Below are 17,372 nucleotides of genomic sequence, written 5' to 3'. Positions count from 1 at the left end.
CGCGCACCGCTTCAATAAAAATACCCGGAGAACCCACCATGACCCCGCACATCAAGCTCCAGCAAACCATCCTGGCCATGGCGCTGGCCGCCATTTACCCCTTGCAGGCGTCCGCCGCGCCTTCCGCGGGCGTGGCCCAGTTCATCGCCGGCGACGTCAACGTCCGCCGCGCGGACGGCGCCACCACGGCCTTGGTCAAGGGCAAGGACATCGAAAGCGGCCAGGCCATACTGACCGGCGCCAGCGGGCGCGCGCAAGTGCGCTTTACCGACGGCGGCCTGGTGTCCCTGCAGCCCAACACCGAGTTCAAGGTCGCCAACTATGTCGACAAGGCCGACCCCAAGGAAGACCGCTTTCTGGTCGACCTGCTGCGCGGCAGCATGCGGGCCATCACCGGCCTGATCGGCAAGCGCAACCGCGAGAACTACAAGGTCACCACCACCACCGCCACCATAGGCATACGCGGTTCCGGCTTCAATGTGGGCTACAACCCCGACGGCTCGCTGGGCGTGACGACCGAGCTGGACGCCATCGAGGTCTGCAATGCCGGCGGCTGCGTGGGCCTGACGGCCGGCGAATCGGTGCGGGTCATCAACAACACGGATGCGCCGGTGCGCACCAATGTGCGGGCCAATGTGCCGACGCCGCCGCCGGAACGCGAACCGGTCAACGTAGGCGACAAGGTCAACAGCACCGGTGGGGCTGCCATCGTCCAAACACCGACGACACCCGTACCCGATCCAAACACCGGCACCTTCACCAACCTGACGGCCGTCGCCCATTACCACATCCCTCCGGTCAATTTAGACCCCGGTGGCAACTTCGCCGGCCCGGTGACCTCCGCCTCCGTCGTGATGAACACCGGCAAAGTCAGCGAATTCGAGTCCTCGGGCAACGTCTTCAAACCCACCGTCAACACCGCGGCGGGCTTCTTCGGCTCCATGGCCACCAACGACTTCATCGGCTGGGGCAATTGGGCCGGCGCCACCAAGAACGGCGCCACCACCCTCGCCGAGCTGCACTACATCGTGGGCCAGGCCACGCCGGTCCTGCCCACCACCGTGGGCGTCGCTACATACACCCTGATAGGTGGCTCAGCACCCACGTCCTATACCGGGACTAGCGGAACGCTGTTTAACACCTCGAATCTTTCGGTCAATTTTGACCCCAGCGGGCTGGGGCCGCAGCTCACCGCGACCATCAACACCTCATTCGGCAACATTTCGGAATCGGTTTATTTCTCCAGCTCCAGCTTTACCGGATCCCAGGTAAGGGGGATCTTCACGGGCCTAAATGCCAATCGCGCCGGCCTGATCTACAACGGCAACATATCCCCCGCGGGCACGTTCTCCGGTACCGCCATCTTCCAGGCGCCTTAAGAAGCCGAAGCCGCTGCGGATCCCAGGTAAAAAGCCATCTCGCGCTGCGTGGCCTCCGGGCCATGCACGGCCAGCGCCCGCACCCTGCCCGCCTCGCCCATCCGCCGGCACAGCCCGGCGTCGCCCGCCAGCCGCATCACCGCGTCATACGCCTCCTCCTGGGACTGCACCAGCAGGCCGGACACCTCATGCTCCATGACTTCGGCATAACCGCCGCGGGCATGGGCCGCCACCGGCAGCCCGGCCGCCATGGCCTCCACCACCACCCGGCCGTAGGCCTCCGTGGAAGCGCCCGTGCGGTAGAAAAAGGCGTCAAGCGAACGGTAAAAATCGGCCGCGCTTTCGGCGCCGGCCGGCAGCAGTTCCACACCCTCGACGCCTTGCAGCGCGGCCGCCAGGCAGGTTCCCCCCATGATGCGCACCTTGAGGCCGCGGCTGGCCAGCATGCGGTAGAGCGCCGGGTCCTCCGGGTGGTGTTTGTCCGGCGCGTCGCGGCTGACGCGGCCCACGGTAAAAGGCCGGCCCGCTGCCCGCGCAAAGCGCTCATCCGCCACCGCGAGAAAGGGCTGCAAGTCCATCAGGCTGCGCGCAATGCGGCCGGGCAGGCCCACGCTGAGCTGCAGCATTCTGGAGACGAACACCAGTTCCGGGTCCAGGCCCGTGCTGTCGCGCAAGGCTTCCATCGCGGCAAACAGCTGCCCATGGTTGGCCAGGTTGTAGAACAGGATGATTTTTTCGAAGCCGGCGTACTTGAGCCAGATGCCGGGCCGCATGTGCACGCCGGCGATCAGCAGGGTGCCGCCGCGGGGGAACTGCTGGGCAAAAGGCTGTATGGTCGCGATGCCCAGCCCCGCGTAGCTGGGATGCGGCGGCACGTCGGACCAGAGCTTGACCGGCCGGCGCCCCTCCAGCAGGCGGCGTATGTCCAGCAGCTCGCGTTCCGCGCCGGTAAAGGCCTCGCTGAAACGCCCGAGCAGGTGCAGGGTGGTGGGCTGTGCGGGGGGAGCATTCATGCTGCGCCGATTATCCCTGCGATCCCCCGTTGATATGAGGCCGCTGCCACATAATCCGGGCTATGCACAACACGCCCCCGGACATTCCGCAGGACAGCCCAGGCTGGATGCAGCGCGGCGCGCAGCTGCATGCCGAGGGCCGGCTCGAGCAGGCCCTGATCGCCTTTGAACACGCCCTGGCGCTGGCGCCCGAGGACGTCAACGCCGCCTCGGCCTGCGCCACGCTGCTGTCCGCGCTTTCCAGGCCCGTGGCCGCCTACAAGGCGCTGCTCTCGGTGGAAGCCGCGCTGCTGCAGACCGCCGACGGCGCGGCCAACCTGGCCATCGCCGCCGAAAGCTGCGGTGACCTGGCGCGCGCCGGCATGGCCTACCAGCGCGCACTGGCGCTGGACCCATCGCATGCGCGCGCCCTCAACAACGTCGGGCTGATGGCCGCCGCGCAGGGCCAGTGGGAGGCAGCGATCGACTGCGCCCGCAAATGCCTGGCGCAGGACCCCGGCCACGCGCCCTACCACGTCAACCTCAGCGACTACCTGTGCGGCGCCCGGCGCTACACCGAGGCGGTGGCCGCGCTCGAAGCGGCGGCCCTGCGCTTTCCGCACGACCTGGACATACGCATACGCGGCGCGGCCGTGCTGGCCTTCAATGGCGACTTCGACCAATCCCGCGAAGCCAGCCTGCGCTTTGACGCCGACACGCTGGCCTACTTCCGCGACTTCCTGGGCCGAACCATCGCGCCAGCCTACCTGGACCACAAGCTGCGCCTGCCGCAGGACGAACTTCCCGACGCCCGGCAGCTTTACTGCGGCCAGGTCTACGAGGCCATGACGGTTTGCGACTGGCGGGAGAACGAACGCCTCACTGCCACGCTGCGGCAGATGCTGGACGAATGCCTGCGCACCGGCCGGCGCCGCGACTGGCGTGACGCGCAGTTCTACGGCCTGATGCTGGACATGGACGAGAACGAACTCGCCCAGGTGCGCAATGTCTCGGTCGCGAAAATCAGCGAAGGCCTGAAAACAGCCCTGCCGCCCTTCACGCGCCGCGCCGCGCGGGTGGGCCGGCACGATGGGCGCATCCAGGTCGGCATGGCGGTGCAAAGCCTGCGCGACGAGCGCCATGCCCATGCGCTCAAACGCCAGCTCGCGCTGCACGACGGCGGCCGCTTTGCCATCCATATCTATTCGCCCACGCGGCACCCCGAGCCCGAACACGCCGAGATACTCAAGCCGCATGCCGCCAGCGTCACCGAAATCGCCCATATGTCGGACGTGGAAGCGGCCGGCCGCATGCGCCTGGACCAGCTCGACGTGTTTGTCGACATGAGCTTCGACACCGCCTGGTGCCGGCCCGAGATACCCGAACTGCGCGTTGCGCCCGTGCAGCTGCGCCAGCTCACCTGGCACCGCCACAATCCGCCGCGGCCCTGCGACTACAACATGTCCGACCGTTTTGTGCACCCCGACGGGCTGGACCTCGCGCCCTACGGCGCCGTCGTGCGCCTGCCGCACAGCTGCTGGCTGGCCGCCCATGACGAAACGCCGGAACCCGGCTGGGACAGCCGCGAGCAGGCCGGCCTGCCGGCCGACGCGCTGGTGCTGTGCGCCACCGTGCCCTCGGTCATGCTGGACCCTGCCAGCTTCGCCGCCTGGATGAAAATCCTGCGCTCGCTGCCCGACGCGGTGCTGTGGCTGCCCGCCTACAGCCTGGCCATCGCCGCCAACCTGGTGCGCGAGGCCAATGCCGCCGGCGTGCATGAAAGCCGCCTCATCTTTACCCACAGGCTCACACGCGCCCAGTCCCTGGCCTGCCTCCGGCACGCCGACCTGTTCCTGGACACCCTGCGCTTTAACGCCAACCTGGGCCTGGAAGACGCCTTGCGCATGGGGGTTCCGGCCCTGAGCTGCGCCGGCGAGAGCATGGCTTCGCGCCTGGGCGGCAGCATCATTCGCGCGGCCGGTTTGCCGCAATGCGTGATGGAAAGCCGGCCGGCTTATGTGGCCGAAGCCCTGCGCCTGGGGCGCGACCCGCAAGCCCTGCAACAGCTGCGGCAACACCTGCAGGCGGGCAAGGCTGTGGCGCCGCTGTTTGACCTGCCGGCTCGCGTTCGGGAATGGGAATCGGCCTGGGCCGTGATGGCCGAGCGCTCACGCGCCGGGCTGCCGCCCGCGGCCTTTGACGTGGCCGCCGCTTAGGGCTTAGGCGTCAGGCTTGCCGGCCGGCACGGGCAGTTCACACACCTCGCCCGTGGGCACCAGGCCGGCTTGCGCCTTGGCCTCAGCGATGCCCACAGCGCGCGGCAAGGCCACCTGGTTCTTCACCGCCGTGAGTTCGGCCAGGATGGAAATCGCGATCTCGGGCGGCGTCTTGCTGCCGATGTAAAGGCCTATGGGGCCGTGCAGCCTGGCCAGTTCTTGCGGCGTCATGTCAAAGTGCTCGGCCAGGCGTTCGCGGCGCCGCTGGTTATTCAGCCGCGAGCCGATCGCCCCGACATAAAAAGCCGGCGAGCGCAGCGCCTCCATCAACGCCAGGTCGTCCAGCTTGGGGTCGTGCGTGAGCGCGATCACCGCACAGCGCGCGTCCAGCTTCATGGCCTGCACCACGTCGTCGGGCATGCCGGTGGCCAGCTCCACGCCGTCGACCTGCCAGCTGTCACGGTATTCCTCGCGCGGGTCGCAGACCGTCACGGCGTAGTCCATGCCCTGGGCAATCTGGGCCACAAAACGCGACAGCTGCCCCGCGCCAATGATCAGCAAACGCCAGCGCGGGCCGTGCAGGGTCACCAGCGCGGCTTCGGACACCTGCATGGACTGGCTGGGCTGGGCCGTGCCCAGCGTGACGGCGCCGCTGTGCAAATCCAGCCGGCGCGCCACCAGCTCGCCGGCCTGCAGGCGCCGCAGCAGCTCGTCCACCTGGCTGGCCGCCGACAGCGGCTCCATGGCCAGCTCTATGGTGCCGCCGCAAGGCAGGCCGAAACGGCGTGCCTCGTCGGCCGAGACGCCATAGGTCACGATGGCCGGCCGCGCGCGGTCCAGGCCTTCGCGGCGCGCCCGGTCAATCATGTCGTCTTCAATGCAGCCGCCCGAAACCGAACCCACCACCCGGCCGTCTTCGCAGATCGCCAGCATGGAGCCTTCGGGCCGCGGGCTGGAGCCCCAGGTCTTGAGCACGGTGACCAGCTCGCAGCGCAGGCCCGCGGCCAGCCACTGCGAGGAGGTTTTCAGAACTTCGAGGTCTATGTTGTCCATGCGGCAAATGCTAGCAGCCCGGGGCATTTCCCGCTGCGGCCTGGGCTTTTTCTCATCAGCGCCTCAGGCCTTGGCCAGGTTGTCGTTCAGCGGCAGCGTGCGCACCCGCTTGCCGGTGGCCGCGAACACCGCGTTGGCCACTGCGGGAGCCACCAGCGCGGTCGCCGGCTCGCCGATGCCGCCGGGCTTTTCGGTGCTGGGCACCACGGTGATGTCCATCACCGGCGACTCGTTCATGCGCAGCACCGGGTAGTCACCAAAATTGGTCTGCTGCACCCGGCCCTTGTCCAGCGTGATCTGGTTGTTCAGCGCCGCCGACAGGCCGAAGATGACGCTGGACTGGATCTGCGCCTGCACCGTGTCGGGGTTGACCATGCGGCCCAGGTCGGCCACCACCGTGATCTTGTGCACCGTGACCTGGTTGTCCTTGACCGACACCTCGGCCACCTGGGCCATATAGGTGTCGTAGCCCTCCATCAGCGCGATGCCGCGGCTGCGGCCGGCTGGCGCCGGCGTGCCCCAGCCGGACTTGTCGGCCGCGAGTTTGAGCACATTGGCAAAACGCGGCTGCTTTTCCAGCAGCGACATGCGGTAGGCATACGGGTCCTTGCCTGCGGCCAGCGCCATTTCGTCGACAAAACTCTCGTTGGCAAAGGCATTGAGCGCATGGCTCACCGAGCGCCAGTAGCCCACGCGCAGCCCGCTGTCGTGGATCACCAGGTCGTACTGCGTGTTCGGGATGTCGTAAGGCATGACGCCGGCCTCGGCCATAAACGGGTCCAGCGTGTCCTTGGGCAGGCCGAAGGCGCGCTGCGTGATGGACTGCGAGGTCACCTTGAAATTGAGCGCCACCGGCTTGCCGTCGGCCCCCAGGCCGGCCGAGAGCTGGTTGACCGCCATGGGCCGGTAGAAGTCGTGTGTGGTGTCGTCCTCGCGGCTCCATAGCAGCTTGACCGGCTTGCCCACGGCCTTGGAAATCTGCGCCGCCTGCACGATGAAGTCCAGCTCCAGCCGCCGGCCGAAGCCGCCGCCCAGGAAGGTGGTTTTCAGCGTGATGTCCTCGGGCTTGATGCCCAGCGCCGCGGCCACACTGCCTTCGGCGCCCTGCTGGAACTGCGTCGGGCCTATCAGCAGGATTTTGCCGTTCCTGTAGTCGGCCGTGAAGTTCATGGGCTCCAGCGTGGCATGCGCCAGCAGCGGCGAGACATACTCGGCCTTCAGTGTCTTGGCCGCGCCTTTCATGGCGCCGGCGGCGTCACCCTTGGGCGCCACGATGGGAATCGCCTTGCCGCTGTCGGCCGCCTTGCGTATGCCGTCGAGCATGCTGGCATTGCTGATGGCCGCGACCGGGCCCTCGTCCCACTGCACTGCCAGCGCCTGGCGCGCCTTGAAAGCATGCCAGTAGCTGTCGGCGACCACCGCCACGCCGTCGGGAATCTGCACCACGTCAATCACGCCAGGCATGGCCTTGGCCTTGGCGGCGTCAAAGCTGGTGACCTTGCCGCCAATCACCGGGCATTGCTGCAGGCTGGCATACACCATGCCGGGCAGCTTCACGTCGATGCCGAACTCGGCCGTGCCGTTGACCTTCATCGGCGTGTCCAGCCGCCTGGTGGGCTTGCCGATCACGGTGAAGTCCTTCGGGTCCTTGAGCGCCACTTTCTCGGGCACCGGCAGCTTGGAAGCCGCCTCGGCCAGCGAACCATAAGTGGCCTTCTTGCCATTCGGGCCTATGACCATGCCGTTTTCGGCCTTGAGCGTGGCGGCATCGACATTCCATTTGGCCGCCGCCGCGGAGACCAGCATGCTGCGCACCTGGGCACCGGCAATGCGCAGCTTTTCCCAGCCGTCGCGCACCGAGGTCGAGCCACCGGTGATTTGCGCGCCCAGCAGGGCATTGGTGTAGACCTTGCCCGGCGGCGCGATCGCGACCTTGACCTTGCGGATGTCGACATTGAGCTCCTCGGCGATCAGCATGGGCATGGAGGTGTAGACGCCCTGCCCCATCTCGGAGCGCGCCGAGATCAGGGTGATGGTGTTGTCGTCGGCGATGTGCACCCAGGCATTCGGGGTGTAAAGCGTGCCCGCCGCCTGCGCGGCCGAGGGGACGCCCAGCGTGACGCCCAGCATCAGCCCGCTGCCTGCGACGGTCAGGGCCGACGAGGTCTTGAGGAAAGTGCGGCGGTTCGGAGAAATCAGTGAGGTGGTGGTCATGATGGTTCTCCTCAGGCTTTGCGCAGGCTGGAAGCGGCATCCTTGATCGCCGCCTTGATGCGCGGGTAGGTGCCGCAGCGGCAGATGTTGCCGCTCATCGCGGCGTCGATGTCGGCGTCGCTCGGGTTCTTGTTGGCCGTGAGCAGGGCCGCCGCGCTCATCAGCTGGCCCGACTGGCAGTAGCCGCACTGCGGCACGTCATGCTTGATCCACGCCACCTGCAAGGGGTGCGTGTTGTTGCGCGACAGGCTTTCAATCGTCGCCACCTTCTGCCCCGCCGCCGCCGACAGCGGCGTCTGGCAGGAGCGCACCGGCTGGCCGTTGAGGTGCACGGTGCAGGCGCCGCACAGCGCCGCGCCGCAGCCGAACTTGGTGCCGGTCATGCCCAGCTCATCGCGTATCACCCACAGCAGGGGTGTGTCGGGTTCGGCATTGACGGAAACGGCCCGGCCGTTCACGTTGAGTTTGGTTGTCATCTGGAGTCCCCTTTGTTGGAATATGGCAGGGCCCCCAAAAGTCAGTCAGCTACTACCCCAAGGCCTTGCGCGAGTCATGCTACGACCGGGCGCAAGGGGGTATCCCGGTAAAAACCCTTGGCTGAAACAAAGTGTCGAGAAGTTTTCTCAAGATGAGACAAAGCGGCCGGAATGACACGCCACGGCTTGTCCCGATCAGTTTCCCGGATGACAGGTACAGTCATTGAGCCCCAGCCACCCGGCATGGTGCAGCAGGTCGCGTGACCGCACCCATGCCCATCGCGCCAGCACCTGTGCGGGCGGCCCGTAAAACCCGCCAAACAGGATGCAAGGGGTCAGGTTGAGCACCTCGTGCCACCAGCGGGCTGGTATGTACAGCACGTCCCCGGGTTCCAGGTCGACCGCCAGAAAATCGCCTTGCGGGGCGACCTGGGCAGCAAGTTCAAGCGCGCCTATCCTGGACAGCCTTGCCCACGAATCGTATTTGGCCGCTACCGCCCCCAATCGCTCCACCGTCCCGGGACGCACAAGGTGGAAACGCTTCCTGCCCACAACCTGAACCGCGAGGTTGTCGAGGTAGTCATGGTGGAGCCCCGTGCGCGCCCCGGCCGGTCCAATCCAGCTTTGCAGCGAGCGAATGGACCGGGGCGGGAATATTTCTGAATGCATGAGGTCAAGCCGTAGCCGCGGCATGGCATCGAGCAGGTCAAACTCTTTCAGGTACAGAGACTGGTTTTCGCGGCCTGCGCCTTCCTGCAGGGATTCGAGATAGAGACGCAGCGTGGACTCCACAAACTTTGTGCTCCCTCGCTCCCGATCGCCGGAAACGAGTTGCACCGGCATATCGGGTGCCAGCCCGGCAAGGCCCGTGAAGGTCCAATGTTTCACCGCAGGCCAGTTGGCGGCGAGGCCCCTGAACACGGCGGGAGTCCGATGGCGGCATAACTGACCGGCGCCACCAAATGCGGCGTCAGCAAGAGGTGTCATGAAGGTATCCATCTTCATCTCGCCGGTGCGGCCATATAGCGCAGGCCACCCCAGCCCATTCTCAGCACGCCGGGCGTGGCACGGATGGCAAACCCGCAGCCTTGCACGACCAGGCGCCAAACGCCAATACGACCCGACCGGACATCATGCCGGCAGAACGCAGCAAGACAGGCGGTCAAGTCCATCGCCAGGTAGAGCACCGCGGCGAGCATGGCCAGCACGCGCCGGCCGTGGCTCACCTGGGCCGCGGTCAACACATCAAGCGCGACATGGCGGTGGCCAATTTCTTCCGCGCAATGCCACCGCCAGAGGCGAAGCTGCGGCGCCGCTCCATGTCCCAGCCACGGGCTGCGTGCGCGCAGAATTTCGTCGGACAGCAAGGCCGTCAATTGCTCAAACGCCGCGGCGAAGGCCAGCCTCGTGGCCAGGCTCCTGGATGCGATTTCACCGACTGCCGACGCAATGCGCTCCTCCAGGCGTTGCGCCGGCGCGTGCTCGGCCAGCCGGTCGTTATAAAGCCGGTGGGCGCGTTGGTGGGCCGCTTCCTCGCGAACAAACCGATTCACTTCATCCCGCAGTGCCGGCGACACGGCGGGCTTTTGCGCCTGCCGCAGCCAATCCGACACGGCATCCACGACAAACTGCTCTCCGCTGGGAAGCAGGAGCGAGACGCCGTCAAAGAGCCTTGAACGAAAGGCGTCACCATCGTTCCACCACAAGCCCGTGAACGCTGTATCGGCAGGAGCTGATGCCAGCGTCACGTGCCGGCCCCGCCGCGCACTGCCGGCCGGCTCGGCACTTTTTTGTCTATGCCGGCTATCCACCCCAGCACCCACTGCAGCAATCCGAAAGGCATGACTTTCCACAGAAGGCCAAGCCGCGACAGCGGCACCTTGCCCCGCAGCAAGACGCCGTAATCAAGCGACTGCGGATGGGGAAAATAATTCGGGAGCACCGCCACGATCTCACGAAAACCCTTTTGGTAGTAATAGCGAAGCTGCGCATCGCGCGGCCACTGCTCGCGGCGCGAATACACGTAGTCCTCGACACCAAGGGTTGGGTCATCGGCCAACGCACGCTTGAGGCCGGGTATGGGAGATCCAAGGTAGATCTCCCGATACCCTTGTTTCAACGCATAAGGCCAAAAGAACTCGAACACCGACGCTGCGGCGCGTGGATCAACACTGGTCAGGCTGATGCCAAAGAGGCGGCTTGGTGCAGCGGGCGCGCTGCCGCGGCTTGGCGCAGAACAATCAGCCCACGAACTGGCGTTCCGGATGTCCTTGAGGTCCACCGGTTTCATGAACAGGGAGGCAAGTGCTTCACCGGTGCCAGGGCAAAAAGCACCCACGCAGAGCCCGGCGTGGTTGTCTATCCGCTGGCGCAAGACTTCTTCATCAGCGGCTTGTTGCTCACTCCACTGGCGCCGCTCCAATCGCATCAGCGCGGCAAGGTCGTCGGGACGAAGAAATCGGGTGCATGGTGATGGGGTCATTACGAGGGAAATTGCGAAAAGTTCACTGTGAACATCGCGCGTGACGCAGCAATGACATGCGAACCTCGCCCCCTCGGGAATTCGTATCCAGTTGTTGTGGGCTACCCCGCCACCCGATCCCGAATCTGCTGCAGCGCCGCCGGGTCATCCATGGTCGTCAAATCCCCCGGGTCCCTGCCCTCGCACACAGCCTGAATCGCCCGGCGCAGCATCTTTCCGCTACGGGTCTTGGGCAGGGCCGATACAAAATGCACACGCGCCGGCCGCGCGACGGCGCCCAGGTCGCCGTCCACGCGCTTCATGATTTCGCCTTCGAGCTTGAGCGCCGCCGCGTTGTCGGTGAGCACACTCGAATCCTTGGGCACGGCAAACGCCATGGCGACCTGGCCCTTGAGCGGGTCCGCCACGCCGATCACCGCCACCTCGGCGACGCCGCTATGGCCTGAAATGCTTTCCTCGATCTCGCGCGTGCCCAGGCGGTGGCCGGCGACGTTGATGACGTCGTCGGTGCGGCCCAGGATAAAAAAGTAGCCGTCCTCGTCGCGTATGCCCCAGTCGAAGGTGGAATACACCATCTTGCCCGGCACGCTTTTCCAGTAGGTGTTGACGAAGCGCGCGTCGTCCTTCCAGATGGTTTGCATGAAACCGGGCGGCGTCGGGCCTTCGATGACGACCACGCCTTTTTCATTCGGCTGGGTCAGTTCCTCACCGGTGGACTCGTGCAGTATCTTGACCTTGTAGCCGTACATGGGCACGCCGGGGCTGCCGAAGCGGCTGGGCTTTTTTTCGACGGCGTTGGCGATGGTGATGATGGGCCAGCCCGATTCGGTCTGCCAGTAGTTGTCGATGATGGGTACATTCAGGCCCTCGCTGATCCAGCGCGCCGTGGGTTCGTCCAGCGGCTCGCCGGCCAGGTAGAAGGCGCGCAGGCTGGAGAGGTCGTGCTTTTTGAGCAGGCCCGGGTCCTGTTTTTTGAGCACGCGCACCGCGGTGGGCGCGCTGAACATGCCGGTGACCTTGTATTTCTCGACCAGGCTCCACCAGATCGCGGCGTTGGGCTGCTGGTCCATGCCTTGCGTGGGCAGGCCTTCGTACATGATGGTCGCCATGCCGGCGATCAGCGGACCGTAGACGATGTAGCTATGGCCCACCACCCAGCCGATGTCGCTGGTGGAGAAATAGGTTTCGCCGGCTCGGCCGTCAAAGATGTGTTTCATGCTGGCGGCCAGGGCCACCGCGTAGCCGCCGGTATCGCGCTGCACGCCCTTGGGCTTGCCGGTGGTGCCGCTGGTGTAAATGGTGTAGCTGATGGCGCTGGCGTCCAGCCATTCGCAGTGCACCTGGGCATGCATGTACTTGGCGCGCAGGGTTTCCCAATGCAGGTCGCGCCCGGCCGCCATGGGCATGGGTGCCAGGCCGCGGTCCACCAGCAGCACGGCCTCGGGCTGGTGTTTGGCCAGGCGTATGGCTTCGTCGAGCAGGGGTTTGTAGGCCACGACTTTGCCGCCGCGCGAACCGGCGTCGGCGCTGATGATGACGCGCGGCGTCGCATCGTCAATGCGCGAGGCCAGCGAGCCGCTGGCAAAACCGCCGAACACCACGCAGTGGATGGCGCCTATGCGCGCGCAGGCCAGCATGGCAAAGGCGGCTTCCGGGATCATGGGCATGTAAATCAGCACCCGGTCGCCCTTGACCACGCCCATGGCCAGCAGGCTGGCGGCCATGCGCTGCACTTCGGCATGCAGCTCGCGGAAACTGTAGGTTTTTTCGGCACCGGTTTCGCTGGAAACGTAAATCAGCGCGGCCTGGTCGGGCCGGTCTTTAAGGTGCCTGTCGACCGCGTTGTGGCACAGATTGGTTTGCCCACCTTCAAACCATTGCACAAAGGGCGGTTTGTCGTCGTTGCAGACGCGGGTGAAAGGCTTGTGCCAATCAATGAGTTTGGCCTGCTCGGTCCAGAAGGCGTCGGGCTGGTCTATGGACTGGCGGTAGAAGTCTGCGTAGCGCGTCATTTCGTCTCCTTTTTTCTTTTGAAATTCATCCCGAATTTTGACGGCTCCAAGGCTAGAGGCTCGCCATGGCCGCTACCGACAATCGGTGTCTTCTATGGCTTTGGACCCTTCGTGCGGCTCAAATATTCATTCATCTCACTCGGCAGCACCACCAGAGGCGTGAAAACGTCCTTCCTGGTCGGTATGACCGACACCATATTGGAAACTGGAATATCCGTACGAGTTCTTTGAAGAATCTCAAGATCCCGGCCCAGCTGATCTGAGACCAGCCAGACGCCCCCGGCGGGTACTGTCATTCCGAAAAAATTACGTCCCTTCAAGGCATCCAGTTTGATCTCGCCCACGTAATTGACGGTATCTGGCTGGACCTCGAAGGGAATCGAATAATCATTCTTCGACGACCAGTTTTGCTGGAAGGCTCCATTGGCCTGATACAGCCGAAAGTTGTGAAAGGTGTATGGCCCCGCAGGAAGGCTGAACACAAAAACCGCACCAGCACTGCTTTCCGTGCTGAAATCATCCGGAGTCTTTCCGGTGTAGAGGTTAAACGTCGGCTGGGCTTTTATCTGGTGGACTTCACCCGTCTTCACGTTTTTGAAATAGAAGGTTTGGCTGTAGTAAACCGGCCCATCCGGACTCCTTGCAAAACTGCCGACCAGGATGCCATTGGTCGACGTCAGACTCGATGCGGAGACACCGTCAGGTTTTAAATGCTTGCTTGCGCACGCGCCCAGGGCAAAGCACAACAAAAGTGTAGAAAAAATTCGAAGCCGCATGTGAATTCCTGATTGTTAACTTTTAACTGGCAGTGGGTGAGCGAGGTTTCGGCCCCCTATCGCCACGGCCGGGCGCTCGTTTCACCGGAGTGTCGCACGTCAATTAATGATTTTGCCCATACCATTCTCCACACGGGTTCTCAGTTGTTGAACGAACTCCGGGTCATACAGTTCCCAGCTTTCGAGTTCGCCAAGCACTCTTAAAGGCAGCTTGCTTCGATAGGACCGCGTCGGGTTGCCTGGAAATTTCTTGTCCGTCACGTTGGGATCGTTCTCAAATTCCCCCGTGGGCTCCACGATGTAGACGCGCGGCCTGCCGCTGCCTTTGGCTATTTCCGCGGCAAGCCCGGCGCCTTTGGCGATGGCCGTGAAATAAATGTGATTCATCACGACGCTTTCGTCGTAATTCGAGGTGAAGCCCGACCTCAGTAGATCGCCTGGCTGCAATTGGGCTTTCGTGCCATGGAAAAAAGGGCCGGAGTCTAAAGCTGCCATGGGTTGTTAAGTGAAAAATGACTGAACCATCAACACTTGCGGCGAAGCCGCCAGCTGCCGTTGTGGATCCGCGCCGATCGACACGTCAAGGGTTGCGCCCATATTGTCCGACGGCCTTCAGCCGGTCGCGTGGCACCCAAGCGAAGGTATCCTCGCCGTCCTTAGAGATGAACATGACTCCAGACCAGGCAGAGGACATCGGGCCGGCGATGTTCATTTCTTGCCAAACGAAAGCGCGAACTGCAGCAAGGCAGCGGCGCCGGCGAGCAAGGGCAAGAGCTCAAGAGGCAACCGTCGAGCTGACAGGACCATGGCTGCGACCACAACAAACATTACGGCACATAGCGTGACCAGTGCGGTTCGGTTTCGGACCCTTGCGAGTTCCTCCGGCGGCAGAGCTTCATGCTGGCTCTGCCACCAACGCGAATAGGCTTCCCCCGCCACGGCGGCCGCAAAGAGCGCTGCGAAAAGAGCTGCCGCTGTAAGGCCGATTCGTTCGCGCGTTGGAGATGTGAAGTGCAAGGCCAGGCAGAGCACGGAAACGGCAAGGAGCACGCCTTGCAGGGAGCGGCGAAAAATCTTGCTCACGCGTGACATCGTAGGTTCCCTGGCATCTGCCGTGAAGATGACCGGACCACCACTGTTTGCGGCAAAGCCGCCTCCTGCTGTTGCGGGCCCGTGTCGATTGACATGTTATGTGCCATTGTCGCTCCGGTCTTGCTCCAGTTTATGCGCCGGCCGGAAACCGGATCAGCGGATAGACCAGCAAGACCGCGGCAAGCAACGCCGCCAGCGTGCGCACATGGTTCCACGTCGTCCAGACGGCCACATAGCCGCGCCAGAAGCCGTCGGCCTCGGCGCTGGCCGCATCCTGCCGTGCCAGTGCGTTGTTGAGGGGGACATTAAAGGCCATGGTCACGCCGAAGGTGCCCAGCAAATAAAGAATGCTGCCCGCCCCCAGGCAGAAAGCGCCGGGCGCCTGCCAGTGCCAGACGGCGACCAGCACCAGCACGGCGCACACCAGGGCCGTGCCCATGAACAGCCCCAGGAAACCGGGATTGAGTACCACTACATTGATGGACTGCATGGCCGCGATGCCCGAGGCCGGCGCCACCCGGGCCAGCGCCCCCATCACGAAGTTGGAAAACGCCAGGAAGATGCCGGCAATCAGCGCACTGCCCAAGGCCGCGAGCAAGGTCAGCGCAAACAGCAGGACGTGGGTGGATGGCATGGGGGCCTCGCAGGTCGGTGCGGAATTGGAGGGCTTACTTTAATGCAGCGTCCCCCCCGCCGCAATCAGTTGCACTTCACGGTCCCAAACAGCGATATAAGGCTTCGCGAAGTCTACTTGGGGTCACTTACCCCGAGCCGCTGCCCGTTGAATTTTCTCGCGAAGAACCTTGTCTTGTTGCGACCTCATTGTGAGCAGCTCGTCGTTCATCCGATTGAACGCAGTCTGCCAACCAGCGAATTCGCGACTCTTGGCGCGGTCGGCAGTGGCCCCTGAGGTCTTTATGTCCACTTTTCGCGCCGCGTATTCAATACGTGTATCCCTGAAGAGAACGGCGGGATGCGCAAAGTGCCCAGGCTTCGTGAAAACGTAATACGCGGCTTCTTCATACTGGTCGTCGCCACGTTCGAACGCAAGCAGAATCGTGTCTTTCTCGTCGGTGCGGCGAACAGTTGTCGTTTCAATCAAGCCTTTGTAGAGAGCTTCAATATCCTGGGACGTCGTGTCCTTGCCAATCGAGGGCGGAGGATCAAACTGCGCCCATGCCGGCACTGCGCACAACCACGCTGACAAGAGAAAAAGAACTTTCTGCATGAAAACTCCTCTTCTGGCTAATGTAAAGATGACTCGACCGTCATCCTGCTCGGCGAAGACACCTGCTTGTTGTTGAAACCCATCGCCTTACGATATCCAGTTGAATCGCTCATTTCAAGACGTACTGGATGGGCAAGGTTACCCACGAATCCACGGCGCGACCCGAGCGGGTCCGTGCGGGGTTGAATTTGAATTGCTTTACGGCAGCGAGCGCTGCCGCGTCCAGCCTGTCGAAGCCTGAACTTTTGTGAAGCTGCACCTCGCCGGGTTCACCGCTCGCCAGCACCCGCACTCGCACCATCACGCGGCCCTCTTCGAAAAGGCGCCTGGACATCATGGGGTATGCAGGGCTGGGCGAGCTCGCCTGGCTCGCGAACTGCACAACTTCATCCGGAGAGGCGCAGCCCGCAACAAGCGTCAAAAGGAGAAGCCAGAGTATGCGCAGGGCATAGGCAGGCTGGAAGCCGGTCCGCCTCACTTCACCAACCCCAGCACATCCTTGAACGCCTCATGCTCGGCCGTGCGCAGCCATTCAAACGCCACCATCTCGGTGGTCACCAGTTCGGCACCGTTGCCGGCCAGGCGGTCAAAGGCGGCGTCGCGGTTGCGCTCGCTGCGCGAGCTGCAGGCGTCGGTCACCACCCAGACCTCGAACTCTTCCTCGAGCAGGTCAAGCGCGGTCTGCAGCAGGCAGACATGGGCTTCGCAGCCGGCGATGACGATGGTGCTTCTGCCCTCTTCCGGTTCGGGCGCGGGTTTTTGCAGATGCTTGGGCAGGCTGCGCGCATTGCGGCCCTGGCTGGGCTGGCGCACCGGCGGGCGCAGCAGGTCGGACAGGCCGTCGGCCACAGCGCTGAAGGACATCTTGTCCAGCACACGGCCGCCGGCGGCGGCAATCGCGGCCTGGACCTCGGGCACCAGCGGACCCAGGCCGCCGGAGTTTTCAGCCGTGCCCCAGACCGGCACCTCCAGCAGCCTGGCCATGCGAGCCAGCTTGACGGCATTGGCCAGCACTAGGCTGTTTTCAAAAATGGCGGGCATGAGGCGTGACTGGTAGTCCACCAGCACCAGTTGGGAGTCGTCGGCATCGAGCAGCATGGAGGGGGTTCCTGGAAATAATTGAGGAGCGGATGGTTAAATGTAAGGGCAAGGTTTGGATGGCCGGGTCTTGCTCCGGCGGGTGCGCTCTTCCTTTTCATCCTCCTCCTTCCTCTTCTTCGTTCTGCTGGCCGGGGGTTGCCCGGCGGCAACTCACTTTTCTTTTGCTTCGCCAAAAGAAAAGTAAGCAAAAGAAAAGGCGACCCTGGTGTCTGCGTCCCTTCGCTTCGCTACGGGCAACCTGCGGTGCTCGGTCCAGCCGGGGTCTGGCTAAACTCGCTGCGCTGCGCTTCGCTCAGACAACGCCAGCCCTGATCCGTCTGGACCTCCGCTCCTCGGCGCATACACAAGGGG

The 17,372-nt window shown here is 64.0% G+C and carries 17 protein-coding genes; 2 read left to right on the top strand and 15 right to left on the bottom strand.

What is annotated here, in order from left to right:
• Positions 1-38: 38 nt before the first annotated feature.
• A complete protein-coding gene (locus tag BLQ85_RS00085; RefSeq protein ID WP_074574057.1) occupies positions 39-1,379 on the top strand; it encodes a FecR family protein in 1,341 nt (446 codons plus the stop codon).
• Here the strand turns inward: BLQ85_RS00085 and BLQ85_RS00080 are convergent.
• Positions 1,376-2,392: a glycosyltransferase gene (locus BLQ85_RS00080; protein ID WP_074574056.1), complete on the bottom strand. Its 1,017-nt coding sequence runs from the start codon at positions 2,390-2,392 to the stop codon at positions 1,376-1,378. The genes BLQ85_RS00085 and BLQ85_RS00080 overlap by 4 nt on opposite strands.
• A 62-nt stretch (positions 2,393-2,454) precedes the next feature.
• On the opposite strand from BLQ85_RS00080, the gene BLQ85_RS00075 reads away from it, so the two are divergent.
• Entirely contained in the window at positions 2,455-4,587 is a 2,133-nt protein-coding gene (locus BLQ85_RS00075) for an O-linked N-acetylglucosamine transferase, SPINDLY family protein (RefSeq protein WP_074574055.1), read from the top strand.
• Positions 4,588-4,590: 3 nt separating this feature from the next.
• Here the strand turns inward: BLQ85_RS00075 and BLQ85_RS00070 are convergent, their stop codons facing one another.
• From BLQ85_RS00070 to BLQ85_RS00005, 14 genes are all read right to left on the bottom strand, one after another.
• Positions 4,591-5,640 carry an XdhC family protein gene (locus tag BLQ85_RS00070; RefSeq protein ID WP_074574054.1) on the bottom strand — a complete coding sequence of 350 codons (1,050 nt, stop codon included), beginning with the start codon at positions 5,638-5,640 and terminating at the stop codon, positions 4,591-4,593.
• Positions 5,641-5,703: 63 nt separating this feature from the next.
• Positions 5,704-7,854, bottom strand: a complete 2,151-nt coding sequence (locus BLQ85_RS00065) for a xanthine dehydrogenase family protein molybdopterin-binding subunit (protein WP_074574053.1) — start codon at positions 7,852-7,854, stop codon at positions 5,704-5,706.
• An 11-nt stretch (positions 7,855-7,865) separates the two neighbouring features.
• Positions 7,866-8,330, bottom strand: coding sequence for a (2Fe-2S)-binding protein (locus BLQ85_RS00060; RefSeq protein WP_074574052.1), 465 nt, complete (start codon positions 8,328-8,330; stop codon positions 7,866-7,868).
• A gap of 195 nt (positions 8,331-8,525) precedes the next feature.
• On the bottom strand, positions 8,526-9,329 hold the full coding sequence (locus BLQ85_RS00055; protein ID WP_175456020.1) for a cupin-like domain-containing protein: 804 nt from the start codon (positions 9,327-9,329) through the stop codon (positions 8,526-8,528).
• Between the two features lie 2 nt (positions 9,330-9,331).
• Entirely contained in the window at positions 9,332-10,078 is a 747-nt protein-coding gene (locus BLQ85_RS00050; protein WP_175456019.1) for a metal-dependent hydrolase, read from the bottom strand.
• The gene (locus BLQ85_RS00045; protein WP_175456018.1) at positions 10,075-10,812 is read right to left on the bottom strand and encodes a hypothetical protein; all 738 of its coding nucleotides are present in this window, start codon (positions 10,810-10,812) and stop codon (positions 10,075-10,077) included. Before BLQ85_RS00045 ends, BLQ85_RS00050 begins: the two co-directional genes overlap by 4 nt.
• Before the next feature lie 101 nt (positions 10,813-10,913).
• Positions 10,914-12,860, bottom strand: a complete 1,947-nt coding sequence (locus tag BLQ85_RS00040; RefSeq protein WP_256375422.1) for a propionate--CoA ligase — start codon at positions 12,858-12,860, stop codon at positions 10,914-10,916.
• 56 nt (positions 12,861-12,916) lie between these two features.
• Positions 12,917-13,600 (bottom strand): hypothetical protein, encoded by a 684-nt coding sequence (locus BLQ85_RS00035; protein WP_139200836.1) that lies wholly within the window; start codon positions 13,598-13,600, stop codon positions 12,917-12,919.
• A 99-nt stretch (positions 13,601-13,699) separates the two neighbouring features.
• Positions 13,700-14,095, bottom strand: a complete 396-nt coding sequence (gene arr, locus BLQ85_RS00030; RefSeq protein WP_074574047.1) for an NAD(+)--rifampin ADP-ribosyltransferase — start codon at positions 14,093-14,095, stop codon at positions 13,700-13,702.
• A gap of 213 nt (positions 14,096-14,308) precedes the next feature.
• Positions 14,309-14,683: a hypothetical protein gene (locus BLQ85_RS00025; RefSeq protein WP_139200835.1), complete on the bottom strand. Its 375-nt coding sequence runs from the start codon at positions 14,681-14,683 to the stop codon at positions 14,309-14,311.
• A 139-nt stretch (positions 14,684-14,822) separates the two neighbouring features.
• On the bottom strand, positions 14,823-15,326 hold the full coding sequence (locus BLQ85_RS00020) for an anthrone oxygenase family protein (protein ID WP_074574045.1): 504 nt from the start codon (positions 15,324-15,326) through the stop codon (positions 14,823-14,825).
• Positions 15,327-15,449: 123 nt separating this feature from the next.
• Positions 15,450-15,920, bottom strand: a complete 471-nt coding sequence (locus BLQ85_RS00015) for a hypothetical protein (protein ID WP_074574044.1) — start codon at positions 15,918-15,920, stop codon at positions 15,450-15,452.
• A 109-nt stretch (positions 15,921-16,029) separates the two neighbouring features.
• Positions 16,030-16,302, bottom strand: coding sequence for an energy transducer TonB (locus BLQ85_RS24020; protein ID WP_256375421.1), 273 nt, complete (start codon positions 16,300-16,302; stop codon positions 16,030-16,032).
• A gap of 92 nt (positions 16,303-16,394) precedes the next feature.
• The gene (locus BLQ85_RS00005) at positions 16,395-17,018 is read right to left on the bottom strand and encodes an isochorismatase family protein (protein ID WP_074574042.1); all 624 of its coding nucleotides are present in this window, start codon (positions 17,016-17,018) and stop codon (positions 16,395-16,397) included.
• Between the last annotated feature and the right edge of the window lie 354 nt (positions 17,019-17,372).

It is taken from the genome of Polaromonas sp. JS666, from assembly GCF_900103405.1.
Taxonomy (GTDB): domain Bacteria; phylum Pseudomonadota; class Gammaproteobacteria; order Burkholderiales; family Burkholderiaceae_C; genus Polaromonas.
Note: the sequence above shows the minus strand (reverse complement) of the source record. Positions and strands in the feature narration are given on the sequence as shown.